This is a genomic window from Kitasatospora sp. NPDC089509, from assembly GCF_044749365.1.
Classification (GTDB): Bacteria; Actinomycetota; Actinomycetes; order Streptomycetales; family Streptomycetaceae; genus Kitasatospora.
The window spans coordinates 229,568-254,473 of the sequence record NZ_JBIVHS010000010.1 but is presented as its reverse complement, the minus strand read 5'-3'; the positions used below and the strand labels follow the sequence as shown (position 1 = coordinate 254,473).

The 24,906-nt window shown below is 71.0% G+C and carries 22 protein-coding genes; 19 read left to right on the top strand and 3 right to left on the bottom strand.

The window, feature by feature from the left end:
* The first annotated feature begins 72 nt into the window (after positions 1 to 72).
* From metH to ACIP4P_RS22735, 3 genes are all read left to right on the top strand, one after another.
* Positions 73 to 3,582, top strand: a complete 3,510-nt coding sequence (gene metH, locus ACIP4P_RS22745; RefSeq protein WP_400921045.1) for a methionine synthase — start codon at positions 73 to 75, stop codon at positions 3,580 to 3,582.
* Between the two features lie 139 nt (positions 3,583 to 3,721).
* Positions 3,722 to 4,426 carry an HAD family hydrolase gene (locus tag ACIP4P_RS22740; protein WP_400921042.1) on the top strand — a complete coding sequence of 235 codons (705 nt, stop codon included), beginning with the start codon at positions 3,722 to 3,724 and terminating at the stop codon, positions 4,424 to 4,426.
* A 210-nt stretch (positions 4,427 to 4,636) separates the two neighbouring features.
* Positions 4,637 to 6,244, top strand: a complete 1,608-nt coding sequence (locus ACIP4P_RS22735; RefSeq protein WP_400921040.1) for an ABC transporter substrate-binding protein — start codon at positions 4,637 to 4,639, stop codon at positions 6,242 to 6,244.
* Positions 6,245 to 6,330: 86 nt separating this feature from the next.
* On the opposite strand, the gene ACIP4P_RS22730 is transcribed toward ACIP4P_RS22735, so the two are convergent.
* Both ACIP4P_RS22730 and ACIP4P_RS22725 read right to left on the bottom strand, forming a co-directional pair.
* On the bottom strand, positions 6,331 to 7,002 hold the full coding sequence (locus ACIP4P_RS22730; protein WP_063346919.1) for a response regulator transcription factor: 672 nt from the start codon (positions 7,000 to 7,002) through the stop codon (positions 6,331 to 6,333).
* A complete protein-coding gene (locus ACIP4P_RS22725) occupies positions 6,999 to 7,910 on the bottom strand; it encodes a RecB family exonuclease (RefSeq protein WP_350517258.1) in 912 nt (303 codons plus the stop codon). The genes ACIP4P_RS22730 and ACIP4P_RS22725 overlap by 4 nt, the downstream gene beginning before the upstream one ends.
* Before the next feature lie 201 nt (positions 7,911 to 8,111).
* Between ACIP4P_RS22725 and ACIP4P_RS22720 the strand changes: the two genes are divergently transcribed.
* The 3 genes from ACIP4P_RS22720 to ACIP4P_RS22710 all read left to right on the top strand — a co-directional run bounded on the left by ACIP4P_RS22720 (position 8,112) and on the right by ACIP4P_RS22710 (position 11,087).
* On the top strand, positions 8,112 to 9,323 hold the full coding sequence (locus ACIP4P_RS22720; RefSeq protein WP_400921038.1) for a site-2 protease family protein: 1,212 nt from the start codon (positions 8,112 to 8,114) through the stop codon (positions 9,321 to 9,323).
* Between the two features lie 57 nt (positions 9,324 to 9,380).
* On the top strand, positions 9,381 to 10,340 hold the full coding sequence (locus tag ACIP4P_RS22715) for a tRNA (adenine-N1)-methyltransferase (RefSeq protein WP_400921036.1): 960 nt from the start codon (positions 9,381 to 9,383) through the stop codon (positions 10,338 to 10,340).
* 81 nt (positions 10,341 to 10,421) lie between these two features.
* Entirely contained in the window at positions 10,422 to 11,087 is a 666-nt protein-coding gene (locus tag ACIP4P_RS22710; RefSeq protein WP_400921034.1) for a hypothetical protein, read from the top strand.
* 22 nt (positions 11,088 to 11,109) lie between these two features.
* Here ACIP4P_RS22710 and ACIP4P_RS22705 read toward each other — a convergent pair whose 3' ends face one another.
* A complete protein-coding gene (locus ACIP4P_RS22705) occupies positions 11,110 to 11,415 on the bottom strand; it encodes a ferredoxin (RefSeq protein ID WP_350517254.1) in 306 nt (101 codons plus the stop codon).
* 286 nt (positions 11,416 to 11,701) lie between these two features.
* Between ACIP4P_RS22705 and arc the strand changes: the two genes are divergently transcribed.
* From arc to ACIP4P_RS22640, 13 genes are all read left to right on the top strand, one after another.
* Positions 11,702 to 13,468 carry a proteasome ATPase gene (arc, locus tag ACIP4P_RS22700; RefSeq protein WP_350517253.1) on the top strand — a complete coding sequence of 589 codons (1,767 nt, stop codon included), beginning with the start codon at positions 11,702 to 11,704 and terminating at the stop codon, positions 13,466 to 13,468.
* A 228-nt stretch (positions 13,469 to 13,696) separates the two neighbouring features.
* A complete protein-coding gene (gene dop / locus ACIP4P_RS22695) occupies positions 13,697 to 15,208 on the top strand; it encodes a depupylase/deamidase Dop (RefSeq protein ID WP_400921031.1) in 1,512 nt (503 codons plus the stop codon).
* 183 nt (positions 15,209 to 15,391) lie between these two features.
* Positions 15,392 to 15,610: a ubiquitin-like protein Pup gene (locus ACIP4P_RS22690; protein ID WP_030286125.1), complete on the top strand. Its 219-nt coding sequence runs from the start codon at positions 15,392 to 15,394 to the stop codon at positions 15,608 to 15,610.
* A 162-nt stretch (positions 15,611 to 15,772) separates the two neighbouring features.
* Positions 15,773 to 16,615: a proteasome subunit beta gene (prcB, locus tag ACIP4P_RS22685; RefSeq protein WP_400921029.1), complete on the top strand. Its 843-nt coding sequence runs from the start codon at positions 15,773 to 15,775 to the stop codon at positions 16,613 to 16,615.
* 31 nt (positions 16,616 to 16,646) lie between these two features.
* The gene (gene prcA, locus ACIP4P_RS22680) at positions 16,647 to 17,402 is read left to right on the top strand and encodes a proteasome subunit alpha (protein WP_400921027.1); all 756 of its coding nucleotides are present in this window, start codon (positions 16,647 to 16,649) and stop codon (positions 17,400 to 17,402) included.
* 120 nt (positions 17,403 to 17,522) lie between these two features.
* The gene (pafA, locus tag ACIP4P_RS22675; protein WP_350517249.1) at positions 17,523 to 18,884 is read left to right on the top strand and encodes a Pup--protein ligase; all 1,362 of its coding nucleotides are present in this window, start codon (positions 17,523 to 17,525) and stop codon (positions 18,882 to 18,884) included.
* Between the two features lie 276 nt (positions 18,885 to 19,160).
* On the top strand, positions 19,161 to 20,003 hold the full coding sequence (locus ACIP4P_RS22670) for an FKBP-type peptidyl-prolyl cis-trans isomerase (RefSeq protein WP_350517248.1): 843 nt from the start codon (positions 19,161 to 19,163) through the stop codon (positions 20,001 to 20,003).
* Positions 20,004 to 20,220: 217 nt separating this feature from the next.
* Positions 20,221 to 21,543 (top strand): FKBP-type peptidyl-prolyl cis-trans isomerase, encoded by a 1,323-nt coding sequence (locus ACIP4P_RS22665; RefSeq protein WP_350517247.1) that lies wholly within the window; start codon positions 20,221 to 20,223, stop codon positions 21,541 to 21,543.
* Between the two features lie 160 nt (positions 21,544 to 21,703).
* On the top strand, positions 21,704 to 22,087 hold the full coding sequence (locus ACIP4P_RS22660; protein ID WP_350517246.1) for an FKBP-type peptidyl-prolyl cis-trans isomerase: 384 nt from the start codon (positions 21,704 to 21,706) through the stop codon (positions 22,085 to 22,087).
* Positions 22,088 to 22,252: 165 nt separating this feature from the next.
* Positions 22,253 to 23,227, top strand: coding sequence for a WYL domain-containing protein (locus ACIP4P_RS22655; RefSeq protein WP_350517245.1), 975 nt, complete (start codon positions 22,253 to 22,255; stop codon positions 23,225 to 23,227).
* Positions 23,224 to 24,180, top strand: a complete 957-nt coding sequence (locus ACIP4P_RS22650; RefSeq protein WP_270148208.1) for a YafY family protein — start codon at positions 23,224 to 23,226, stop codon at positions 24,178 to 24,180. The genes ACIP4P_RS22655 and ACIP4P_RS22650 overlap by 4 nt, the downstream gene beginning before the upstream one ends.
* Before the next feature lie 27 nt (positions 24,181 to 24,207).
* Positions 24,208 to 24,414, top strand: a complete 207-nt coding sequence (locus tag ACIP4P_RS22645) for a hypothetical protein (protein ID WP_350517243.1) — start codon at positions 24,208 to 24,210, stop codon at positions 24,412 to 24,414.
* Between the two features lie 68 nt (positions 24,415 to 24,482).
* The gene (locus ACIP4P_RS22640; RefSeq protein WP_350517242.1) at positions 24,483 to 24,671 is read left to right on the top strand and encodes a hypothetical protein; all 189 of its coding nucleotides are present in this window, start codon (positions 24,483 to 24,485) and stop codon (positions 24,669 to 24,671) included.
* The last annotated feature ends 235 nt before the right edge of the window (positions 24,672 to 24,906 follow it).

Below are 24,906 nucleotides of genomic sequence, written 5' to 3'. Positions count from 1 at the left end.
TACCCTGGCCACGTGCGTGCCCGAGCAAGCGGGCGCGCAAAGCCGACAGCCGTCGCACCAGGGAGATGCCCCATGGCCACTGCAGCCGACCCGTCCATCACTCAGCAGAGCCGCGCGAACGCGCTGCGTGAAGCGCTCGCCACCCGGGTGGTGGTCGCCGACGGTGCGATGGGCACCATGCTCCAGGCGCAGGATCCGACCCTGGAGGACTTCCAGAACCTCGAAGGCTGCAACGAGGTCCTCAACGTCACCCGGCCCGACATCGTCCGCTCCGTCCACGAGGCCTACTTCGGGGTGGGCGTGGACTGCGTGGAGACCAACACCTTCGGCGCCAACTTCTCCGCGCTGGGCGAGTACGAGATCCCCGAGCGGATCTTCGAGCTGTCCGAGGCCGGCGCCCGGATCGCCCGCGAGGTGGCCGACGCCCACGCCGCCGACGGCCGCACCCGCTGGGTGCTCGGCTCGATCGGCCCCGGCACCAAGCTGCCGACCCTCGGCCACGCGCCGTACGAGACGCTGCGCGACGGCTTCCAGCGGAACGCGGCCGGCCTGATCGCCGGCGGCGCCGACGCGCTGCTGGTGGAGACCAGCCAGGACCTGCTGCAGACCAAGGCCGCGATCCTCGGCTCCAAGCGCGCCCTGGCCGAGGCCGGGCTGGACCTCCCGGTGCTGGTGCAGGTCACCGTGGAGACCACCGGAACCATGCTGCTGGGCTCCGAGATCGGCGCCGCGCTCACCGCGCTGGAGCCGCTCGGCGTCGACTACATCGGCCTCAACTGCGCCACCGGCCCGGCCGAGATGAGCGAGCACCTGCGCTACCTGGCCAAGAACGCGCGGATCGGCCTGTCCTGCATGCCGAACGCGGGCCTGCCGGTGCTCGGCAAGGACGGCGCCCACTACCCGCTCTCCCCGGCCGAACTGGCCGAGGCGCACGACGTGTTCACCCGCGAGTACGGCCTCTCGCTGGTCGGCGGCTGCTGCGGCACCACCCCCGAGCACCTGCGCCAGGTGGTGGAGAAGGTCCAGGGCCGTCCGATCGTCCGGCGCGAGCCGCAGCCGGAGCCCTCGGCCGCCTCGCTCTACCAGGCGGTGCCGTTCCGCCAGGACACCTCGTACCTGGCGATCGGCGAGCGCACCAACGCCAACGGCTCGAAGAAGTTCCGCGAGTCGATGCTGGCCGGCGACTGGCAGGCCTGCGTGGAGATCGCCCGTGACCAGATCCGGGACGGCTCCCACCTGCTGGACCTGTGCGTGGACTACGTCGGCCGCGACGGCGTCGCCGACATGAAGGAGATCGCCGGCCGGCTGGCCACCGCGTCCACCCTGCCGATCGTGCTGGACTCCACCGAACCGCCCGTCCTCCAGGCCGGTCTGGAGGCGCTCGGCGGCCGCGCGGTGCTCAACTCGGTGAACTACGAGGACGGCAACGCGCCCGACTCGCGCTTCGGGCGGATCGCCTCGCTGGCCCGCGAGCACGGCGCCGGCCTGATCGCACTGACCATCGACGAGCAGGGCCAGGCCCGCACCGCCGGGCTGAAGGTCGAGATCGCCGAGCGGCTGATCGACGAACTCACCACCGACTACGGCATCGACGAGGGCTCGATCCTGGTCGACTGCCTCACCTTCACCCTGGCCACCGGCCAGGAGGAGTCCCGCAAGGACGGCATCGAGACCATCGAGGCGATCCGCGAGCTCAAGCGTCGCCGCCCGAAGGTGCAGACCACGCTGGGCCTGTCCAACATCTCCTTCGGCCTCAACCCGGCCGCCCGGGTGGTGCTCAACTCGGTCTTCCTGCACGAGTGCGTGGAGGCCGGCCTGGACTCGGCGATCGTGCACGCCTCCAAGATCCTGCCGATCTCCCGGATCCCGGAGGAGCAGCGCGAGGCCGCCCTCGACCTGGTCTACGACCGCCGCCGGGAGGGCTACGACCCGCTGCAGCGCCTGCTGGCGCTGTTCGAGGGCGTCTCCAGCGCCTCGGTCAAGGCCTCCAAGGCCCAGGAGCTGGCCGCGCTCCCGCTGGAGGAGCGGCTGCAGCGCCGGATCATCGACGGCGAGCGCAACGGCCTGGAGGCCGACCTGGACGAGGCGCTGACCGTGCGCCCGGCGCTGGAGATCATCAACGACACCCTGCTGTCCGGCATGAAGGTGGTCGGCGAGCTGTTCGGCTCCGGCCAGATGCAGCTGCCGTTCGTGCTCCAGTCCGCCGAGGTGATGAAGACCGCGGTGGCCCACCTGGAGCCGTACATGGAGAAGTCCGACAGCGAGGGCAAGGGCACCATCGTGCTGGCCACCGTCAAGGGCGACGTCCACGACATCGGCAAGAACCTGGTCGACATCATCCTGTCCAACAACGGCTACAACGTGGTCAACCTGGGCATCAAGCAGCCGGTCTCGGCGATCCTGGACGCCGCCCAGGAGCACCGGGCGGACGTCATCGGGATGTCCGGACTGCTGGTGAAGTCCACCGTGATCATGAAGGAGAACCTGGAGGAGCTGAACCAGCGCAAGCTGGCCGCGGACTACCCGGTGATCCTCGGCGGCGCCGCCCTGACCCGCGCCTACGTCGAGCAGGACCTGCACGAGATCTACGAGGGCGAGGTCCGCTACGCCCGGGACGCCTTCGAGGGCCTGCGGCTGATGGACGCGCTGATCGCGGTCAAGCGCGGCGTGCCCGGCGCGACCCTGCCGGAGCTCAAGCAGCGCCGGCACGCCAAGGTCGAGGTGGAGGAGCCGGAGCCCGAGGTCAACCTCGGCCAGATCCGCTCGGACGTGGCGCTGGACAACAAGCTGCCCACCCCGCCGTTCTGGGGCGACCGGATCGTCAAGGGCATCCCGTTCGCCGACTACGCCACCTGGCTGGACGAGGACGCGCTGTTCAAGGGCCAGTGGGGCCTGAAGGCCGCGCGCAGCGGCGAGGGGCCGTCCTACGAGGAGCTGGTGGAGACCGAGGGCCGGCCGCGGCTGCGGGCCTGGCTGGACCGGCTGCAGACCGAGGGCTGGCTGGAGGCGGCGGTGGTCTACGGCTACTACCCGGCCAACTCCAAGGGCGACGACCTGATCGTCTTCCACGAGGACGGCTCCGAGCGGACCCGCTTCACCTTCCCCCGCCAGCGGCGCGGCCGCCGGCTCTGCCTGGCGGACTTCTTCCGCCCGGAGGAGTCCGGCCAGCGGGACGTGGTCGGCCTCCAGGTGGTCACCATGGGCAACCGGATCTCGGAGGCGGCCAACGAGCTGTTCGCCGGGAACTCCTACCGCGACTACCTGGAGCTGCACGGCCTCTCGGTGCAGCTGGCCGAGGCGCTGGCCGAGTTCTGGCACGCCCGGGTCCGCTTCGAGCTGGGCTTCTCCGGCGAGGACCCGCAGGACGTCAAGGACATGTTCGCGCTCAAGTACCGGGGCGCCCGCTTCTCGCTCGGCTACGGGGCCTGCCCCGAGCTGGAGGACCGGGCCAAGATCGCCGACCTGCTGCGGCCGGAGCGGATCGGCGTGGTGCTCTCCGAGGAGTTCCAGCTGCACCCGGAGCAGTCCACCGATGCGATCGTGATCCACCACCCGGAGGCGAAGTACTTCAACGCCCGGTAATCCGCACGTCCTTCTCCGTTCGCTCTTTCCGGGCGAAGCGGGCGTATCCTTGATGATCCTGAACGGGCCGGTCCGCCTACCAGCGGGCCGGCCCGCGCCATCCCCGGGGGACCCCTGGGCCAGTACGGAAGGACCCGCCATGACCACCAGCTCCACCGCCGCCCCGGCACTCGACCTCGGGGACGACCGCGGCCTCCAGGCGGTGCTGCTGGACATGGACGGCACGCTGGTGGACACCGAGGACTTCTGGTGGCAGGCCGAGGTCACGCTCTTCGCCGAGCTGGGCCACCAGCTGGACGAGCAGGACCGGACGCACGTGGTCGGCGGCCCGATGACCCGGGTGATGGACTACCTGGTCGCCCGCACCGGGGTGGACATCGCCCCGGCCGACCTCGGGGTGCTGGTCAACCAGCGCTTCGTCGACCTGCTGGCCGGCGGCGTGCCGCTGATGCCGGGTGCCGAGCGGCTGCTCAACACCCTTGCCGCGCACGGCGTTCCGGCCGCGCTGGTGTCCGCCTCGCACCGGCACGTGATCGACATCGTGCTGCGCTCGCTGGGCGCCGAGCGGTTCGCCTTCACCATCGGTGGGGACGAGGTGCCGCGTACCAAGCCGTTCCCGGACCCGTACCTGGAGGCGGCCCGCCGGCTGGGCGCGGAGCCGGCCCGCTGCGTGGTGGTGGAGGACACCCCGACCGGGGTGCGGGCGGGCGAGGCGGCCGGTTGTCCGGTGATCGCGGTGCCCTCGGTGGCGCCGATCGAGCCGGCCCCGGGGCGGCTGGTGCTGCCGTCGCTGGAGCGGGTCGACCTCGAACTGCTGCGCTCGTTGGTCGCTTCGCGGGTGTGATTGTCATCTCATTGTAGGCGGGGCCTACTCGCCGGTAAGCGCCTCGTCGCGAGGGCTCCGGGGGAGAAAACGGGCATTGGCTGACAACTCGTCGGGCGCGCCGGGATTCCCTCAACCACCGTGTCCCAAACGTCATCTGCACGGGTATCGGTCGTGCGTGTTCGATATGGCACGCTACTCGGGTTCGCGACACCCCCGAAGGACGCTCCCGTGAAGACTTCAGCTGAACGCCTGGCAGCTCTCGGCTGCGCCGGACTGGTCGCCGTGACGGTGGCCGGGTGCGGATCGGTCACCGATGCCGTCAAGGGGGACAGCGGCGGCAAGTCCATCACCATGGGGACCTCACAGCTGACCGGCTCGCTCGACCCCGCGGTCGCCTACGACCTGGGCTCCTGGCTGGTGCTGCGCAACACCTTCCAGTCGCTGCTGACCTTCCCGGCCGCCGCCAGCACGCCCTCCCCGGACGCCGCGAAGTCCTGCGAGTTCACCAACGGCGAGGCCACCGAGTACCACTGCACCCTGCGGCCCGGCCTGAAGTTCTCCAACGGCCACCCGCTGACCGCCGAGGACGTGGTGTTCTCGATCCAGCGGACCAAGAAGATCGACGACAAGAACGGCCCGAACGGCCTGCTCTCCTCGATCAAGGGCGTCGAGGCCAAGGGCGACAGCGAGGTGGTCTTCCAGCTGTCGACCCCCGACGCCACCCTGCCGGCCAAGCTGGCCGGCCCGGCCGGCGCCATCGTCGACCACCAGGTCTACCCGGCCGACAAGGCGCTGCCCAACGACAAGCAGGTCGGCTCCGGCCCGTACCGCTTCGACTCGGTCGAGGCCCTGGCCGGCAGCAAGCAGCTGGGCAAGGTCGTGCTGGTGCCCAACGACAAGTACAGCGGCGACGCCAAGCTGCGGAACAGCAAGTTCACCGTCCGGTACTTCGACAAGCCCACCGACCTCAAGGCCGCGCTGGACAAGGGCGACGTCGACCTCACCGACAACAGCCTGGAGCCGAACACCGCCGCCCAGATCCAGTCCGAGCAGCAGGGCGGCAAGACCGACCTCCAGGTGGTCGAGGGCGACAGCAACGACACCCGCTCGCTGGTCTTCAACACCAAGGACCCGGGGGTCGCCAACGTCGGCGTCCGCCAGGCCGCCGCCGCGCTGCTGGACCGCAAGGCGCTCGCCCGCGACGTCTTCGCCCGTACCGTCCAGCCGCTGTACGCGATGGTGCCGGCCGGCGTCACCGGCCACACCACCGCCTTCTTCGACCGCTGGGGCGACCAGGACGTGGCCAAGGCCCGCAAGGCCCTGACCGACAACAAGGTCCAGATCCCGGTCAAGCTCACCCTCACCTGGTCCCGTTCGCGGGCCGGCAGCGGCGAGGCCGACACCCTCAAGAAGCAGCTGGAGACCGGCGGCCTGTTCCAGGTGACGGTCCAGCAGGAGCCGGACTGGGACGCCTTCCGCAAGGGCTGGGTCGACGGCAAGTACCAGGCGTACATCATCGGTTGGTTCGCCGACTACCCGGACCCGGACAACTACACCGCCCCGCTGCTGGTCGACGGCGGCGCCTACCACACCGGCTGGGACGACCCGAAGATCAGCCAGAAGCTGATCCCGGACGCCCTCAAGCAGACCGACCGCAGCGCCGCCTCGGGCGCCTACGCGCAGATCCAGCAGATCGTCGCCGACAACGTGCCGCTGATCCCGCTGTACCAGAACAAGGCCTTCTACGCGGCCCGTTCGAACATCACCGGCGTCGAGTCCACCGTCGACACCACCGGCTTCTTCCGCTTCTGGGAGATCAGCCGCAGCAGCAAGTAGCGCACCACGTAAGGCGGCCCGCCCGCTTCCCCCGTACCGTCGGGGGAAGCGGGCGGGCCGCCGTCACGTCCGCGCCCGCCGCAGCGCTACAGCGCGCCCGGCCGCACCAGTCCGCTCTCGTAGGCGTACACCGCCGCCTGCACCCGGTCGCGCAGCTGGAGCTTGGTCAGCACATGGCCGACGTGGGTCTTCACGGTGGTCTCGCTGACGAACAGCTCGGCAGCGATCTCCGCGTTCGACAGCCCGCGCGCCACCAGCTTCAGCACCTCCAACTCCCGCTCGGTCAGCGCGCTCAGCGCCTGCGGCGGCGCCTCCTCGCCCGAGGGCAGCTTGGTGGCGTACATGTCCAGCAGCCGGCGGGTGATGCTCGGCGCCAGCATCGCCGCGCCGTCCGCGACCACCCGGATCGCCTGCACCAGCTCCTCCGCCGGGACGTCCTTCAGCAGGAAGCCGCTGGCGCCCGCGCGCAGCGCCTCCACCACGTACTCGTCCAGGTCGAAGGTGGTCAGCACCAGCACCTTGGCCGGGCCGTCCCGGCCCGGGCCGGCGATCCGGCGGGTCGCCTCGACGCCGTCCATCCGCGGCATCCGGATGTCCATCAGCACCACGTCGGGCTGCAGCGCCCGCACCTGGTCCAGCGCCTGCTGGCCGTCGCCGGCCTCGCCGACCACCACCAGGTCGGACTCGGCCTCCAGGATCATCCGGAAACCGGTGCGCAGCAGCGGCTGGTCGTCGACCAGCAGCACTCGGATCGTCACTGGGACTCCTTGCTCATCGGATCCCCCGTGGGATCGCTCTCATCCGACGTACGGGCCAGCGGCAGCGGGTACGGCGGCGGGGTGCCGCCGAACTCCGGGCAGCTGGCCTGGTGGTCGCACCAGTCGCAGAGCCGGTTGCGGGTCGCCGGGAAGTCCCCGGTGGCCACCGCCTCGGCGATCCGCTCCCACAGTGCCTGCAGCTTGCGCTCCACCGCGAGCAGGTCGGCCTCGTCCGGGTCGTAACTGACCACGTCCCCGCCGCCGCCCAGGTAGACCAGCTGGAGGCGCTTGGGGATCACGCCCTTCCAGCGCCACACGACCAGTGCGTAGAACTTCATCTGGAACATCGCCTTGCCCTCGAAGTCCCGCGAGGGCGCCCGGCCGGTCTTGTAGTCCACCAGCCGGACCTCACCGGTCGGGGCGACGTCGACCCGGTCGATGTAGCCGCGCAGCAGCAGCCCCGACTCCAGGGCCGTCTCCACGTAGAGCTCGCGCTCCACCGGGTGCAGCCGGGTCGGGTCCTCCAGCCGGAACCACTGGCCGACCAGCTTCTCGGCGTCCGCCAGCCAGCGGGTCAGCGCCGCGCCGTCCGGGTCGTCCGGGAACAGCGAGGCCAGCTCCGGGCGCTCGCCCAGCAGCCGCTCCCACTGCGGGCGCAGCAGGCCCAGCGCCCGGTCCGGGGTCCGCTCGGCCGCCGGGCTGTCGAACAGCCGCTCCAGCACCGCGTGCACCAGCGTGCCCCGGGTCGCCGCCGCGCTCGGCGGCTCGGGCAGCCGGTCGATCACCCGCAGCCGGTACAGCAGGGGACAGGTCAGGAAGTCCCCCGCTCGGGACGGGGACAGCCCGGTCGGGGGCGCCGCCGGGCGCGCCGGGGCCCCGGCGGCGCGGCTGGTGTCGGTCTGCTGCATGGCTACGACCCTATTGCCCTTTCCTGTCATCCCGCTGCCACGGTGCTGCCACACCGCTCCGTGCGGCCCCGCCCGGGCCGGTCCCGGAGCCGGTCCAGTGGGTATGAAGGCCGACAGAGGGGCGCGCGGCACCAAGTGGCCGCGATCACGTAGCGTGGGCGCACCGGGGGCACCACGGGCGGGACGACCGAAGGGAACACGGTGAGCGACACCAGGGGGCAGCAGACCTCCGACCAGCCACCGCAGGACGGCGGGCGCCCGACCGGGCCGCCCCCCGAACGCGGCGGCGGCCTCCTGATGGGGCGCCCGTTCGGCGTGCCCATCTACGTCACCCCGTCCTGGTTCGTCATCGCCGCCCTGATCACCTGGGTGTTCGGCGGGCAGCTCGGCGACGTCCTGCCCGAACTCGGCAGCGGCCAGCGCTACCTGCTCGCGTTCTTCTTCGCGGTCGCCTTCTACGCCTCGGTGCTGGTGCACGAACTCGCCCACACCCTGGTCGCGCTCCGCTACAAGCTCGGGGTGCGGCGGATCCAGCTGCAGTTCTTCGGCGGCGTCTCCGAGATCGAGAACGAGGCCGAGAGCCCCTGGCGGGAGTTCTGGCTGGCCTTCGTCGGCCCGCTGCTGTCGCTGGTGCTCGGCGGGGTCTTCTACCTCGCGCTGCGCGCCGTCGAACTGTCCAGCGTGCCCGGGGTGCTGCTGACCGGCCTGATGGTCTCCAACCTGGTGGTCGCCGCCTTCAACCTGCTGCCCGGGCTGCCGCTGGACGGCGGCCGGATGCTGCGCGCCCTGGTCTGGGCGCTCACCGGCCGGGCGATGACCGGCACGGTGGCCGCGGCCTGGATCGGCCGGGCGCTGGCGGTCGCGGTGCTGTTCGGCCTGCCGCTGATCAGCGCCTCCCGGGGCGACCAGCGCACCACCACCGACACCCTGGTCGACGCGGTGCTGGCCGCGGTGCTGGCCGCGATCATCTGGAACGGCGCCACCGGCAGCCTGCGCAACGCCCGGCTCAAGGAGGCGCTGCCCGCGCTGCGGCTGCGCGACCTGGCCCGCCGCACCGTCGAGGTCACCGCCGACACCCCGCTCGGCGAGGCGATGCGCCGCGCCCGCGAGGCCCAGGCCGGCGCGGTCGTGGTGGTGGACGGCCGGGGCGAGCCGATCGCCATCGTCCGGGAGTCCGCGGTCCGGGCGGTGCCCGAGCACCGCCGCCCCTGGGTGGCCGTCGGCCCGCTCGCCCGTGACCTCGAACCCGGCCTGCGACTGGACGCCGACCTCGGCGGCGAGGACCTGCTGCGGGCCATCCAGGCCACCCCGGCGGGGGAGTACCTGGTGGTCGAGGCGGACGGCCGGGTCTACGGCGTGGCCGCGCTCAGCGACATCGAGCAGCGCCTCACCGCCGCCGTCTCCGGCCGCTGAACCGGCCCCGGCGGCCCTGGTGAGGCGGTGCGCTCCGCTTCCCTTAGGATTGGCCGCATGTCCGAACCGACCGGTGCCGCCCGCCGACGCGGGCCCTTCCAGGTCGGGGACCAGGTCCAGCTGACCGACCCCAAGGGTCGCCACTACACGTTCACGCTCCAGGCCGGGAACCAGTTCCACACCCACAAGGGTGCGTTCCCGCACGACGAGCTGATCGGCGCTCCCGAGGGCACGGTCGTGCGCACCACGGGGAACGTCCCGTACCTCGCGCTGCGCCCCCTGCTCCCCGACTACGTCCTGTCCATGCCGCGCGGCGCGGCCGTGATCTACCCCAAGGACGCGGGGCAGATCCTGGCCATGGCCGACATCTTCGCGGGCGCCCGCGTGATCGAGGCGGGTGTCGGCTCGGGCGCGCTCAGCATGTACCTGCTGCGCGCCGTCGGCGAGCACGGCATGCTGGCCTCCTACGAGCGCCGACAGGACTTCGCGGACATCGCCCAGGGCAACGTCGAGCGCTACTTCGGCGGCTCCCACCCGGCGTGGAAGCTGACCGTCGGCGACCTCCAGGACAACCTGGTGGAGACCGACGTCGACCGCGTCATCCTGGACATGCTGGCCCCCTGGGAGTGCCTGGACGTCGCGTCCAAGGCGCTCGTCCCCGGCGGCCTGATCTGCTGCTACGTGGCCACCACCACGCAGATGTCCAAGACCGTCGAGGCGCTGCGCGACCACGGCACCTTCACCGAGCCGCAGGCCTGGGAGACCATGGTCCGCACCTGGCACCTGGAGGGCCTGGCGGTCCGCCCGGACCACCGGATGATCGGCCACACCGGCTTCCTGCTCACCGCCCGCCGCCTGGCGGACGGCGTCGAGCCGCCGCTGCGCCGCCGTCGCCCGGCCAAGGGCGCCTACGGCGAGGACTACGACAACGGGGCGCCCGAGCCGTCCCTGCAGGAGCGCGCCGCGGCCCGCAAGGCCGCCCGCGCCGACGAGTCCGAGCAGCCCGACCTGGGCTGAGCCCGAATTCCGGACAAGGGGTGGTGCGAGCGCCGAGCTCGCACCACCCCTTTCGCTTTCCGTGCACCGGCGTGTGGGACGATGCACGCACACGCAGACCAGCTCCTGGAGCTCTGGAGGGGACGCCTGGTGGAGACCGCGGTCGGGACGACGGCGACGGCTGGACAGCAGACACCGCGGGGCCGTTCCCGGCCCGGTCACGCGCGCACCGCGCCCTGGCACTGGGCCCTCGCCCTGGCCGGCTGCGGCGCGGTGGTGGCCGCCGCCCTGGCCGCCTCCCCGGCGACCGGCACCCCGCTGCCGACCCGTGCCGCCGGCACCCCCAAGGCCCTCGCCGCGAGCGCCGCCCCCGACCCGGCCAAGGCCCAACTGCCCATGGACTGCGGCCCGTTCCCGGTCCGGACGGTGCTCAGCGTGCCCGCCGATCTGGGTGACGGACAGCCCGGTACGGTCGTCGCCGCCCAGTGCGCCGCCGACACCGGCAACCCGCCGGAGTCGGTGTACCTGCTCGGATTCGGCAGCGGTGGACGCCCGGTGGTGGTCGCCACCCTGCTGACCGAGCGCGAGAACCTCACCCTGAGCCGGCTCGCGGTGCGCTCCGACGGCGCCATCACCGGCCGCGCGCAGGGGTATTCGAGCGACGAGGTGCCGCGCTTCCGGCCCGACCTCTCGCTCGACCTCACCTGGACGCACCGGGGCGGCGGCTGGGAACGCTCCCAGACCGCCGCCCCGGCCGCCGCGACCTGACCGGTCGCGGTTGCCCCAACCGCTAGTCCGCGTCCGGCCCGTAGACCTCGACCCGGTCGGCGACCCGGCGCACGTGGATGCAGTCGCCGGGGCACTCCTTGGCCGAGTCCACCACGTCCTGAAGGAGCGTCAGCGGCACCGGGGCGGTCTCCCCGGGCTGCTGGCGCAGTTCGTCGTCCGCGCCCTTCACGTACGCGAGTCCGTCGATGTCCAGCTCGAAGACCTCGGGCGCGTACTGGACGCAGATGCCGTCACCGGTGCACAGATCCTGGTCGATCCACACCTCCAGTTCCTCGGTCGCTGCCGCGCTCTGCTCGCTCACCGACATGGTCCCCTGCCGTTTCTGTCCCGGGTCGCCCCTATTCCTGGAGCAATCCCGCCATTCGTACAACGATCGGAGCCGGCACCGCCGGTCGCGATCGGATATCACTTCGCTCGACGATACATCTGGCCCGCTTTGGGTGGTGCGCGGTGGGTATCCCCTTAGCAGAGGGGAAGCACGCTGGGGCGAAGATCGGACACGCCCGTTCCATCTTTCTTGATCTAGGGGTTTACGGACCCCTGGTCCCAGGTAGGGTCTGGAAGCGTCCAGCTCCCCGGAGGAGGTGAGGACCGTGGCAGCCCACGATGACGACTACAACCGCAGCACCGGCAGGCCCGCTCGTGGTTCCGACGAGGCCGCTCAGGTCTCGTACCTTGAGCAGGAAATCGCCGTTCTGCGCCGCAAGCTCGCCGACTCGCCGCGCAATTCGAGGATCCTCGAAGAGCGGATCGTCGAGCTCCAGACCAACCTGGCGGGCGTGACCGCCCAGAACGAACGACTCGCCTCCACCCTGCGCGAGGCCCGCGACCAGATCGTGGCCCTCAAGGAGGAAGTGGACCGGCTGGCACAGCCCCCGGCCGGATTCGGCACCTTCCTGGTGGCGAACGAGGACGGTACCGCCGACATCTTCACCGGCGGTCGCAAGCTCCGCGTCAACGTCAGTCCGAACGTCGCCCTCGACGAACTGCGGCGCGGCCAGGAAGTGATGCTCAACGAGGCCCTCAACATCGTGGACGCGATGGACTTCGAGCGCATCGGTGAGATCGTCACCCTCAAGGAGATCCTGGAGGACGGCGAACGCGCCCTGGTCGTCGGCCACACCGACGAGGAGCGGGTGGTGCGCCTCGCCGAACCGCTGCGCGAGGTCACCATCCGGGCGGGGGACGCACTGCTGCTGGAGCCCCGCTCCGGCTACGTGTACGAGGTGGTGCCGAAGTCCGAGGTCGAGGAGCTGGTCCTCGAAGAGGTCCCGGACATCGACTACCGCCAGATCGGCGGCCTGAGCAACCAGATCGAGCTGATCCGCGACGCGGTCGAGCTGCCGTACCTGCACGCCGACCTGTTCAAGGAGTACGAGCTGCGCCCGCCCAAGGGCGTGCTGCTGTACGGCCCGCCCGGTTGCGGCAAGACGCTGATCGCCAAGGCGGTCGCCAACTCGCTGGCCAAGAAGGTCGCCGAGGTCACCGGCCGCCCCCAGGGGAAGAGCTACTTCCTCAACATCAAGGGCCCCGAGCTGCTCAACAAGTACGTGGGCGAGACCGAGCGGCAGATCCGTCTGGTCTTCCAGCGGGCCCGGGAGAAGGCGAGCGAGGGCACGCCCGTCATCGTCTTCTTCGACGAGATGGAGTCCCTGTTCCGCACCCGCGGTTCCGGCGTCAGCTCGGACGTGGAGAACACCATCGTCCCGCAGCTGCTGGCCGAGATCGACGGCGTGGAGGGCCTGGAGAACGTCATCGTCATCGGCGCCTCGAACCGCGAGGACATGATCGACCCGGCGATCCTGCGGCCCGGCCGGCTGGACGTCAAGATCAAGATCGAGCGCCCGGACGCCGAGGCCGCGAAGGACATCTTCTCCAAGTACCTCAAGGACTCGCTGCCGTTCCACCCGGACGACCTCAAGGAGCACGACGGCTCCGTCGAGACGACGGTGGCGGCGATGATCCAGTCGGTCGTGGAGCGGATGTACTCCGAGACCGAGGAGAACCGCTTCCTGGAGGTCACCTACGCCAACGGTGACAAGGAGGTCCTGTACTTCAAGGACTTCAACTCCGGTGCCATGATCCAGAACATCGTCGACCGGGCGAAGAAGATGGCCATCAAGGACTTCCTCGACCACGGTCAGCGCGGTCTGCGCGTCTCCCACCTGCTCGCCGCCTGCGTGGACGAGTTCAAGGAGAACGAGGACCTGCCGAACACCACCAACCCGGACGACTGGGCCCGCATCTCCGGCAAGAAGGGCGAGCGGATCGTCTTCATCCGCACGCTGGTCACCGGGAAGCAGGGTGCCGAGTCCGGCCGCTCCATCGACACTGTCGCCAACACGGGGCAGTACCTGTAAGCACGCGGTTGTCCGGGCCGGCGACGGTCCCCGGAGCTGTACGCACACCGTCCGGCTGTGGCGCCTCGCGGCCCCGCAGCCGGACGGCGCGTCTCCGGGCCCGTCGGTCGGCGCCGGGAAATAGGCTCGACCCACCGTCCGCGGGCAGACGTCCGGCGCCGGTGTTGTTCAGCGGTACGTCAGCGTGTTCCGCCCGTCGGGGGCGGGGCACCGGGCAAGGAGGGCCGCATGACCGTACGGCGCGTGATGGGCATCGAGACCGAGTACGGGATCTCCGTGCCCGGGCACCCCAACGCCAACGCCATGCTCACCTCGTCCCAGATCGTCAACGCGTACGCGGCGGCGATGCACCGGGCACGGCGGGCCCGCTGGGACTTCGAGGAGGAGAACCCGCTGCGCGACGCGCGGGGCTTCGACCTCGCGCGCGAGGTGGCGGACGCCAGCCAGCTGACCGACGAGGACATCGGCCTCGCCAACGTCATCCTGACCAACGGGGCCCGGTTCTACGTGGACCACGCGCACCCCGAGTACAGCTCGCCCGAGGTGACCAACCCGCGCGACGCCGTGCTCTGGGACAAGGCCGGCGAGCGGATCATGGCGGCCGCCGCGCAACGCGCGCTGGAACTGCCCAACGGGCAGACCATCCACCTGTACAAGAACAACACCGACAACAAGGGCGCCTCCTACGGCACCCACGAGAACTACCTGATGAAGCGGGCGACGCCGTTCGCCGACATCGTCCGCCACCTCACCCCGTTCTTCGTCTCCCGCCAGGTGGTCACCGGCGCCGGCCGGGTCGGCATCGGCCAGGACGGCTCGGCCAACGGCTTCCAGATCAGCCAGCGGGCGGACTACTTCGAGGTCGAGGTCGGCCTGGAGACCACCCTCAAGCGACCGATCATCAACACCCGGGACGAGCCGCACGCCGACGCCGAGAAGTACCGCCGGCTGCACGTGATCATCGGGGACGCCAACCTCTCCGAGATCTCCACCTATCTCAAGCTGGGCACCACCTCCCTGGTCCTGTCGATGATCGAGGACTCCTTCATCGCCTCCGACCTCGCCGTCGACCAGCCGGTGCGCACCCTGCACCGGGTCTCCCACGACCCGACGCTCAAGCACCTGATCACCCTGCGCAACGGGCGCAAACTCACCGCCGTCCAACTGCAGCTGGAGTACTTCGAGCTGGCCCGCAAGTACGTCGAGGACCGCTTCGGCACCGACGCCGACGAGCAGACCGTGGACGTGCTGACCCGCTGGGAGGACGTCCTGGGGCGGCTGGAGCGCGACCCGATGTCGCTCTCCAAGCAGCTGGACTGGATCGCCAAGCGGGAGATCCTGGAGGGCTACCGCAGCCGGGACGCCCTGGAGTGGGACAACCCGCGGCTGCACCTGGTCGACCTCCAGTACAGCGACGTACGGCCCGAGAAGGGGCTCTACAACCGCCTGGTGGCCCGTGGCCGGTTCGAGCGGCTGCTGACCGAGGAGGAGGTCGAGCGGGCCGTCACCAAGCCGCCGGAGGACACCAGGGCGTACTTCCGCGGGCGCTGCCTGGAGCAGTACGCGGAGCACGTCGCGGCGGCCTCCTGGGACTCGGTGATCTTCGACCTGCCGGGCCGGGACTCGTTGCAGCGCGTGCCCACCCTGGAGCCGCTGCGCGGCACCCGCAACCACGTCAAGGAGCTGCTGGACCGCTGCCGCACGGCCGAGGACCTGCTGCGCGTGCTGTCCGGCGGGTAACTTTTCGATCACCACGGGTGAACGTCCGCCGAATGGGAATCATTCGGGGTGGCGGCGGGTGTTGGACAGGAAGCGCCACCGGCAAACCGGGAGCGGCAGTCGCACCTTGTGTATAGGGTCGGTGCCAACCGGCAACGACCGACCGACCAAACCGTGCCAGACGATTCGAGCGGGGTGAGGGAAATGGCGAGCAAGGACACCGGCGGCGGCCAGCAGCGGGCAAACCGCTCCTCCGAGGAGGTCGAGGAGCAGGTCGCGGAAACCCAGAATTCCGACGACCTCAAGGAGCGCCAGGAAAAGCTGAGCGACGACGTCGACGCGGTCCTGGACGAAATCGACGAAGTGCTCGAGTCGAACGCCGAGGATTTCGTCCGCGGATTCGTGCAGAAGGGCGGGCAATAGCCCCTCCCCGGCGAACGGGAATTTCACGGTCGCGACCGTTCCGGGCGGTCGGGCGGCATTGTCCGCCCGGCCGCCCGGCACCGGCCCCTCCACGCGTGGACAGTGATCGTCGGCGGGTAGGGTGCGGGCAATGCGCGCTTCAAGCTACCTGGAAGGAATCGTGTGGAAGCCAACATCCGTGGCACCGGGCGTCTACCGGCTGCCTTCCTGACCCCGGGGTCCTCCTCGTTCCTGGACTTCCTCGCCGAGCACAAGCCGGAGCTGCTGCCCGGCCACCACGGGCTCCCCGAGGGAACCGTGGTCGAGGCCCCGCACGGGACGACGATCGTGGCGGCGATCTTCGACGGCGGCGTCGTGATCGCCGGTGACCGCCGGGCGACCATGGGCAACGTCATCGCCCAGCGCGACATCGAGAAGGTCTTCCCGGCCGACGAGTACAGCGCGGTCGGCATCGCCGGCACCGCCGGGCTCGCGATCGAGATGGTCCGGCTGTTCCAGCTGGAGCTGGAGCACTACGAGAAGATCGAGGGCACCACGCTCTCCCTGGAGGGCAAGGCCAACCGGCTCACCAGCATGATCCGGGGCAACCTCGGCATGGCGATGCAGGGCCTCGCGGTGGTGCCGGTCTTCGCCGGCTACGACGTGGACCTCGGCCGCGGCCGGATCTTCAACTACGACGTCACCGGCGGGCGCTCCGAGGAGCGCGGCTTCGCCGCCACCGGCTCCGGATCGGTCTTCGCCCGGGGCTCGTTGAAGAAGCTGTACCGGGACGACCTGACGGCCGAGCAGGCCGTCACCCTGGTCGTCCAGGCGCTCTACGACGCGGCGGACGACGACTCCGCCACCGGCGGACCGGACCTGGCCCGCAAGATCTTCCCGATCGTCTCGCTGATCACCGAGGACGGCTTCCGCCGGCTCACCGACGCGGAGGTCGCGGAGACCGCGGTCGCCATCACGGACGAGCGCCTGAGCCGGCCCAACGGCCCGCAGGCCCCGCTGATCTAGCCATCACCTCACAGGAAAGGGACGACCGCCGGTGTCGACACCGTTCTACGTCTCGCCCCAGCAGGCCATGGCGGACCGCGCGGAGTACGCCCGCAAGGGCATCGCGCGAGGCCGCAGCGTGGTCGTGCTCACCTACGCCGACGGCATCGTCTTCGTCGCGGAGAACACCTCCCGGGCGCTCCACAAGGTCTCCGAGATCTACGACAAGATCGCCTTCGCGGCGGTCGGCCGCTACAACGAGTTCGAGAACCTGCGGATCGGCGGCGTCCGCTACGCCGACCTGCGCGGCTACTCCTACGACCGGGCCGACGTCACCGCCCGCGGCCTGGCCAACGTGTACGCCCAGACCCTGGGCACCGTCTTCTCCTCGGTCGGCGAGAAGCCGTACGAGGTCGAGCTGATCGTCGCCGAGGTCGGCCGCGGCGCCGACCAGGACCAGATCTACCGGCTCACGCCGGACGGTTCGGTCGTCGACGAGAAGAACTACGTCGTGGTCGGCGGCAACGCCGACTCGATCGGCAACTACCTGGGCCAGCGCCACCGGGTCGGCCTCAGCCTCACCGAGGCGGTGAAGGTCGCGGTCGACTCGCTCGCCCGCGACCCCAACGGGGGCAGCCCGCGGGCCCTCACCCCGGAGCAGCTGGAGGTCGCGGTCCTCGACCGTCAGCGGTTCCAGCAGCGCAAGTTCAAGCGGATCCTGGGCAACCAGCTCGGCCGGTTGCTCGACGGGGACCAGTCCGCCGAGGCGGACGACGAGGACGACCCGGCGGCCAGCGCGCCGGAGTAGCAGTGCCTGCGGAATCCCGTACGGCGGCCGGACCGCCGTCGTGCGGGGTTCCGGTGCCCCTGCGGCGGCCCAGTCGTCGTGGAGGCGGTTTCGGACAGCTCCGACAAGAATGGAGTGCTCATGGACCGCCGGATCTTCGGGCTGGAGAACGAGTACGGCGTGACCTGTACGTTCCGCGGGCAGCGGAGGCTGTCGCCGGACGAGGTCGCGCGGTACCTGTTCCGCCGGGTCGTCTCCTGGGGCCGCAGCAGCAACGTCTTCCTGCGCAACGGTGCCCGGCTGTACCTCGACGTCGGCTCCCACCCCGAGTACGCCACCCCCGAGTGCGACGACGTCACCGAGCTGGTGACCCACGACAAGGCGGGCGAGCGGATCCTCGAAGGACTCCTGGTGGACGCCGAACGGCGGCTGCACGAGGAGGGCATCGCGGGGGACGTCTACCTCTTCAAGAACAACACCGACTCGGCCGGCAACTCCTACGGCTGCCACGAGAACTACCTGGTGGCCCGGCACGGCGAGTTCTCCCGGCTGGCCGACGTGCTCATCCCGTTCCTGGTGACCCGCCAGCTGATCTGCGGCGCCGGAAAGGTGCTGCAGACCCCGCGCGGCGCGGTCTACTGCGTCAGCCAGCGGGCCGAGCACATCTGGGAGGGCGTCAGTTCCGCCACCACCCGCTCCCGCCCGATCATCAACACCCGGGACGAGCCGCACGCGGACGCCGAGCGCTACCGCCGGCTGCACGTGATCGTCGGCGACTCCAACATGTCGGAGACCACCACCCTGCTCAAGGTCGGCTCCACCGACCTGGTGCTGCGGCTGATCGAGGCCGGCGTGGTGATGCGCGACCTCACCCTGGAGAACCCGATCCGGGCGATCCGCGAGGTCAGCCACGACCTCACCGGCACCCACCAGGTGCGCCTCGCCAACGGCCGGGAGGCCAGCGCGCTGGACATCCAGGAGGAGTACTACACCAAGGCCCTGGAGTTCGCCGACCGCAAGGGCATCAACACCGGCACCATCGCTCAGGTGCTCGACCTGTGGGGCCGCACCCTGGAGGCGGTCCGCAGCGAGCGGCTGGACGGGGTGGCCACCGAGATCGACTGGATCATGAAGTACAAGCTCATCGAGCGCTACCGCGAGAAGCACCAGATGAGCATGTCCAACCCGCGGGTGGCCCAGATCGACCTGGCCTACCACGACATCCACCGTCGCCGCGGCCTGTTCTACCTGCTCCAGGGCAAGAACCAGGCGAAGCGGGTGACCACCGACCTCAAGACCTTCGAGGCCAAGTCGATCCCGCCGCAGACCACCCGGGCCCGGCTGCGCGGGGACTTCATCCGCCGGGCGCAGGAGCAGCGCCGGGACTTCACGGTGGACTGGGTGCACCTGAAGCTGAACGACCAGGCGCAGCGCACGGTGCTCTGCAAGGACCCGTTCCGTTCGGTGGACGAGCGGGTGGAGAAGCTGATCGCGGGCATGTGACCGTGCGGCGTGTGCCGTGCCCCACGCGTTGACCGGCCCCGGTGGTGTCTACCGGGGCCGGACGCATGCCGGGCATACGCTGTCGCTCGATTCGGGGGGAGCCGAGTTCGACCGACAGTTAGGACCACCGTGCGCCGCACCGCCGGTTTGCTTCTCACCCTGCCGCTGTTGCTCGCCGTCGCGTGCACCAGTTCGCCCAAGGCGGCCGGACCGGCGACGCCGTCCACGGCGAGTGCCGCTCCGACGGTGCCCGCACCGGTGGGTGAGGCGTCCCCGATGCCCACTCTTTCGGGTGGCGGTTTCGGCAGCAAGGCCACCATCACCATCCCCGAGGGGCAGCAGCCCAGCGGCCAGTTCGTGGTGAACACCGTGGTCGACGGGGAGCGCTCGACGGTCGGCAAGGGCGACTGGGTGACCGTCAACTACACGGCGAAGGACTGGACCACCGGCAAGGACCTGGCCAGCTCGTACGACCCGAGCGGCAAGCCGCAGCTCTACCAGGCCGGCAGTGGGCAGTTGGTGCCCGCGTTCGACCAGACCGTGATCGACAAGAAGGTGGGCACCCGGCTGCTGGTGGTGGCGCCGCCGGCGGCGGCCTTCGGCGAGCAGGGCTCCAGCCAGCTGGGCGTGAACAAGGGCGACACCGTGGTCTTCGTGCTGGACATCGTGGAGAGCCTGCCGCAGGACTCCACGCTGACCGGCGCCATGACCCAGGCGGCCGCGACGCTGCCGCAGGTCAAGGACAACGGCAAGGCGCCGGTGGGGATCACCGTGCCGGCCGGGCAGGCCGCGCCCACCGACCTCCAGCAGGCGGTGCTGATCAAGGGCGAGGGCAAGCAGGTCAAGAGCGGACAGACCCTGGTGGTGCAGTACACCGGGGTGCTGTGGAGCAACGGGCAGCAGTTCGACGCCTCCTGGACGCACGGCGGCGCGCAGGCGGTGCAGATCGGCACCGGCAGCGTGATCGAGGGCTGGGACAAGGGGCTGGTCGGGCAGACCGTGGGCAGCCGGGTGCTGCTGGTGGTGCCGCCGGCGCTCGGGTACAAGGACCAGGCCCAGGGGGCGGTTCCGCCGAACTCCACGCTGGTCTTCGTGATCGACATTCTGGAAGCCGTCTAGCAGACGGTCTAGGAAGTCGTCGGGAGGATTCCGTACGCTTGGGCGGACGCTCGTACAACGAAGCGTCCGCCCTCATCCTGAGCTGTCATACTGCCCTCGCACTGTGGCAGGCGCCGCCCGGCGCCGAGGTCCGGGGGCGGACCGTGCGGCGGCAGACCGGCGGGAACCACGCCGGTCGCAGACCTGGAAGACCTCGTGGCGAGATGGATGGGGAGTCATGACTGAGAAGACGCCGAGCCCGGGCGGGGCCGGCACCGCGGCGAACGACAGCCCTGCGGGTGACCCGGCCGCCTCCCGCCCCGGCGGCCAGGTCGCCGCGGACCGTGAGTCGATCGTCGTCCCCCCGGCGATCCTGGCGCAGCAGGCCGGCTGGGCACAGCCCGGCGAGAAGCCGCGGCCGGCCGGCGGGACCAAGACGGACGAGGACGACGCCCCGCAGATCTTCGCCAGCAACGTCCGCAAGGCCGACAGCTCGGAGGCCGGGTACGACGAGAACCCGCCCGGCGTCGGCCGGCTGGGCGTGATCCTCGGCACCGTGATCGCCCTGCTGCTGGTCGGCAGTGGCGTCACCCTGTACATGGTCAACAAGGACGGCTCCAAGGACGACGCGGCGGCGGCCAAGCCGGACGCCACCAAGAGCGCGCCGCCCACCCCGACCGCCGAGCCGGTGCCGCCGATCAAGGACAGCGCCAAGGTGCTGCCGACCGTGGTCGGGGACTTCGGCAAGAAGGCCGACATCCAGGTGCCGGGTGAGGCCTCCGACGGCTCCTTCGTGGTGAAGGTGCTGTCCGAGGGCAACGGCCCCAAGGTGGACAAGAACACCTGGACCTCGGTGGACTACACCGCCAAGGACTGGAACACCGGCAAGGACATCCCGAGCTCGTACGACGACAAGGGCAAGCCGCAGATCTTCCAGGCCGGCACCGACTCGCTGATCCCGGCGCTGGACCAGGCCGTGATGGGGAAGAAGGCCGGCAGCCGGGTGCTGGTGGTGGCCCCGCCGGCCGCCGCCTTCGGCGCCCAGGGCAAGCCGGACATGTCGATCGGCGCCAAGGACGACCTGATCTTCGTGATCGACATCCGCAACGCCAGCGCGCCCGACGCCGTGGTGAGCGGTACCGTCACCCCGCCGCCGGCGGACTTCCCGCAGGTCAAGGACAACGGCAAGAAGCCGGCCGAGATCACCCCGGTGGCCGGCGCCAAGGACCCGACCGAGCTGAAGACCCACGTCCTGATCAAGGGCACCGGGCCGGCGGTGGAGAAGGGCGAGAAGGTCGTCGTCCAGTACACCGGCGCGCTGGCCAAGGACGGCAAGGTCTTCGACTCCTCGCTCAGCAAGGGCCAGGCGTTCTCCTTCCCGGTCGGCGGCGGCCAGGTCATCCAGGGCTGGGACCAGGGGCTGGTCGGCCAGACCGTCGGCAGCCGGGTCGAGCTGGTCATCCCGGCCTCGCTGGGCTACGGGGACAAGGGCCAGGGCGACATCCCGCCCGGCGCGACCCTGGTCTTCGTGGTGGACATCCTCGACGCCGGTCAGGGCTGATCCGCTTTTCGGGTGACAATGGTGGGCGTGTGACCTTCGGGACCGGCCGCGTGGCCGGTCCTGACGGGCGGCGGGCGCCCGTACCGTGGTCCTGACCGGACCTGGTGCGGGCGCCCGCCGCTTGGTCGTGTGTGGAATTGCGAACGTGAGAAGAGGGACCATGGCTGTGAACCTGAACGAGAAGCCCGAGATCGACTTCCCGATCGGCGACGCCCCGACCGAGCTGCAGATCCGCGACATCGTCGTCGGTGACGGCGACGAGGCCAAGTCGGGCCAGATGGTCAGCGTCCGCTACGTGGGCGTGACCTTCGAGACCGGTGAGGAGTTCGACGCGAGCTGGAACCGGAGCCCGAACGAGTTCCGCTTCCCGCTGGGCGGCGGCCGGGTCATCAAGGGCTGGGACCGGGGCGTCGTCGGCATGAAGGTCGGCGGCCGTCGCGAGCTGACCATCCCGTCGCACCTGGCGTACGGCGCCCAGTCGCCGACCTCGGCCATCCCGCCGCACTCGACCCTGATCTTCGTGGTCGACCTGCTGGCCGTCTGAGCCCGCCGGAACGGTGCCCCGAACCCCGCCCGGGGTCCGGGGCACCGGTGTTTCGGGACGCGGCTTTTGCAGTGCGTACCGCTACCGGTACGGTCGGTCCCGCCGGGTGAGGATCTCCCGGTTGGCGCACCCCGCGCGCGGCGCGGCACACCGGAAGGGTCAGCGATGGCGATCGCCAAGGCAGAGCGGCTGATGAATCTCGCCCTGTGCCTGATGAACACCAGACGTCCGCTCTCCAAGAAGGAGCTGCGGGAATCCATCGAGGCGTACCGCGAGGCCTGGCAGAACAGCAGCGAGGACGCCTTCAACCGGATGTTCGAGCGGGACAAGGACGACCTGCGCGAGCTCGGCCTGGTGATCGACGTCGACGAGAGCACGCTGGACGGCGAGCTCGGCTACCTGGCCCGCGCCGACCGCAACCGGCTGCCGGAGATCGCGCTGGACGCCGAGGAGGCCGCCGCGCTGACCCTGGCGGCCCGGGTCTGGCAGCAGGCCAAGATGTCCGGCGCGGCCAGCGGCGCGCTGCAGAAGCTGCGCGCGGCCGGGGTGCCGTTCACCGAGGCCGAGGGCCGGACCGCCCTGGAGCCGCGGATCCCCGCCCGGGAGGCCGCGTTCGAGCCGCTGCTCACCGCCGCCCGCGACCGCCGTCCGGTCACCTTCGAGTACCGCAAGGCCGGTGCCGCCGCCGTCGAGCAGCGCAGCGTCGAGCCGTGGGCGCTGGAGTGCTGGCGCGGGCACTGGTACCTGGCCGGGTACGACCGAGACCGCGGCGACGCCCGGGTGTTCCGGCTCAGCCGGATCACCGGCAGGGTGAAGGCCAGGACCGGGGCCTTCCTCGGCACCGTGCCGGAGCACGTGGACGTCCGCGCCACCGTGGCCAAGTTCGCCGGTGAGGGGGCCACCGCCACCGCGACCGTCCGGGTCCGCCGGGGCGCCGGCTTCCCGCTGCGCACCAAGGCGCTGAGCAGCGCCCGGGTGGACGAGGGCTGGGACGAGCTGGAGATCCCGTACGGCAACGGGCTGGGCGCCGATCTCGCGGAGTTCGGGCCGGACGTGCTGGTGCTCGGGCCGGAGGAGCTGCGGGCGGATGTGGTCGACCGGCTGCGGGCGGTCGCGGGGCTTGAAGGAGCGGACGCATGAGCAACGCCATCGACCAGACGCGACGGATGCTGTCGTTGGTCACCTACCTGCGCGAGCGGCCGGGGGCCGAGGTCGCCGAGGTGGCCCGGGCGTTCGGGATCAGCGAGCGCGAGCTGATCGGGGACCTCAACGTGCTGCCGATGTGCGGCACCAGCTTCCGCGGCGGCGACCTGCTCGACATCGACACCGACGGCGAGCGGATCTGGTGGCACAACGTCGACGACGTGGCCCAGCCGCTGCGGCTGGCCGCCGACGAGGCCACCGCGCTGCTGGTCGCCGCACGGGCGGTGGCCGGGCTGCCGGGCCTGCGGGCCGGGGACCGGGAGGCGCTCACCCGGGCCGTCGCCAAGATCGAGAACGCGGCGGGGGAGAGCGCCGAGGGCAGCGCCCGGGTCGGCGTGACCTTCGAGGCCGAGAGCCACGTCTTCGCCGACATCGACCGCGCGCTCAGCGAGGGCCGCCGGCTCTGGCTGCGCTACTACTCGCACGGGCGCGGCGGGATGACCGAGCGCGAGGTCGACCCGATCCGGCTGCTCACCGAGGGCCACACCTACCTGGAAGCCTGGTGCCGCACCTCGGAGGACCACCGGATGTTCCGGCTGGACCGGGTCGCCGAGATCCGCGTCCTGGACGTCCCGGCCGACCCGCCCCGGCGCGAGCCGCGCGACCTGAGCGGCGGGCTGGTCAACCCGGCGGCGGACGACCCGGAGGTGGTGGTGGAGGTCTCCTCCGGCGGCCGCTGGGTCGCCGAGTACTACACCCACGACCGGGCCGAGGAACTGCCCGACGGCGGACTGCGGATCACCCTGCGCAGCGCCGACCCCTCCCAGCTGCGCCCGCTGGCGTTGCGGCTGGGCCGGGACGGCCGGATCGTCTCGCCGCCCGAACTGGCCGAGCAGGCGCGCTCGGCCGCGCGGGAGGCGCTGGCCGCCTACGGGGAGGGGCGGGTCTGAGCGGTGGAGCCCGGGACGAGATTCAAGGTGTACTGCTCGCAGTGCCGGGAGAAGATCGAACTCCCGGCCGAGGAGTTCCGGCTGACCCTCGGCCGGACCCCGGCGCAGGCCCACTACAGCTTCGGCTGCCCGCTCTGCGGGGCGGCGGTGCGCAAGCCGGCCGGGGAGAAGATCGTCGAGGCGCTCACCGCGGCGGGCGTGCGCACCATGCGGCTCGTTCCGGCGGAGGGCTAGGGCCTGTCCGGCCGGACAGGCCCTGGCGTCCGTGGGGGCCGTTTTTCCGGCCCGTATAGGGTGGGCGCATGTCCTGGATGCTCGTCGCCGCCGTCCTGCTCGCCACCGCGGGCCTGCTGGTCCTCGGGGTCCTCGCGATCCGGCTCTGGCTGGACGTGCGGGCGCTCGCCAAGGGCGTGGACGCGGCCGCGCGGGCGCTGACCGAGGCGGCGGGGGAGCTGGCCTCGGCGGTACCGGCGGCGCAGCCGAACCGCTAGGGCCGGTCCGGCACGACGTGCTGTTCGGTCCGGCACGGCGGAACCGTTAGCACAGCGAGGACGTCGGCGGTACGGGGGCTGCTGCTCGGAGGTAGGGGCGGGTTACGCTCTCAAGTGGCTCCTGAACTGCGAACCGGGGGCCGCTGTCCTGTTCGGGCGGCCTTCGTCGGGACGTCACCCGCAGCGGTTACCATCCGCGACGGGCGGCCCTGCCGGGCCGCGGATGCAGAAGGTG

Coding starts and splice junctions, on each gene's coding strand:
- ACIP4P_RS22650 (WP_270148208.1), top strand. CDS start 23,224: ATGAGCAACGCCATCGACCAGACGCGACGGATGCTGTCGTTGGTCACC.
- ACIP4P_RS22710 (WP_400921034.1), top strand. CDS start 10,422: ATGCACGCACACGCAGACCAGCTCCTGGAGCTCTGGAGGGGACGCCTG.
- metH (WP_400921045.1), top strand. CDS start 73: ATGGCCACTGCAGCCGACCCGTCCATCACTCAGCAGAGCCGCGCGAAC.
- pafA (WP_350517249.1), top strand. CDS start 17,523: ATGGACCGCCGGATCTTCGGGCTGGAGAACGAGTACGGCGTGACCTGT.
- ACIP4P_RS22665 (WP_350517247.1), top strand. CDS start 20,221: ATGACTGAGAAGACGCCGAGCCCGGGCGGGGCCGGCACCGCGGCGAAC.
- ACIP4P_RS22725 (WP_350517258.1), bottom strand. CDS start 7,910: ATGCAGCAGACCGACACCAGCCGCGCCGCCGGGGCCCCGGCGCGCCCG.
- ACIP4P_RS22705 (WP_350517254.1), bottom strand. CDS start 11,415: ATGTCGGTGAGCGAGCAGAGCGCGGCAGCGACCGAGGAACTGGAGGTG.
- dop (WP_400921031.1), top strand. CDS start 13,697: ATGACCGTACGGCGCGTGATGGGCATCGAGACCGAGTACGGGATCTCC.
- ACIP4P_RS22640 (WP_350517242.1), top strand. CDS start 24,483: ATGTCCTGGATGCTCGTCGCCGCCGTCCTGCTCGCCACCGCGGGCCTG.
- ACIP4P_RS22670 (WP_350517248.1), top strand. CDS start 19,161: ATGCCCACTCTTTCGGGTGGCGGTTTCGGCAGCAAGGCCACCATCACC.
- ACIP4P_RS22690 (WP_030286125.1), top strand. CDS start 15,392: ATGGCGAGCAAGGACACCGGCGGCGGCCAGCAGCGGGCAAACCGCTCC.
- ACIP4P_RS22660 (WP_350517246.1), top strand. CDS start 21,704: ATGGCTGTGAACCTGAACGAGAAGCCCGAGATCGACTTCCCGATCGGC.
- ACIP4P_RS22740 (WP_400921042.1), top strand. CDS start 3,722: ATGACCACCAGCTCCACCGCCGCCCCGGCACTCGACCTCGGGGACGAC.
- ACIP4P_RS22655 (WP_350517245.1), top strand. CDS start 22,253: ATGGCGATCGCCAAGGCAGAGCGGCTGATGAATCTCGCCCTGTGCCTG.
- ACIP4P_RS22715 (WP_400921036.1), top strand. CDS start 9,381: ATGTCCGAACCGACCGGTGCCGCCCGCCGACGCGGGCCCTTCCAGGTC.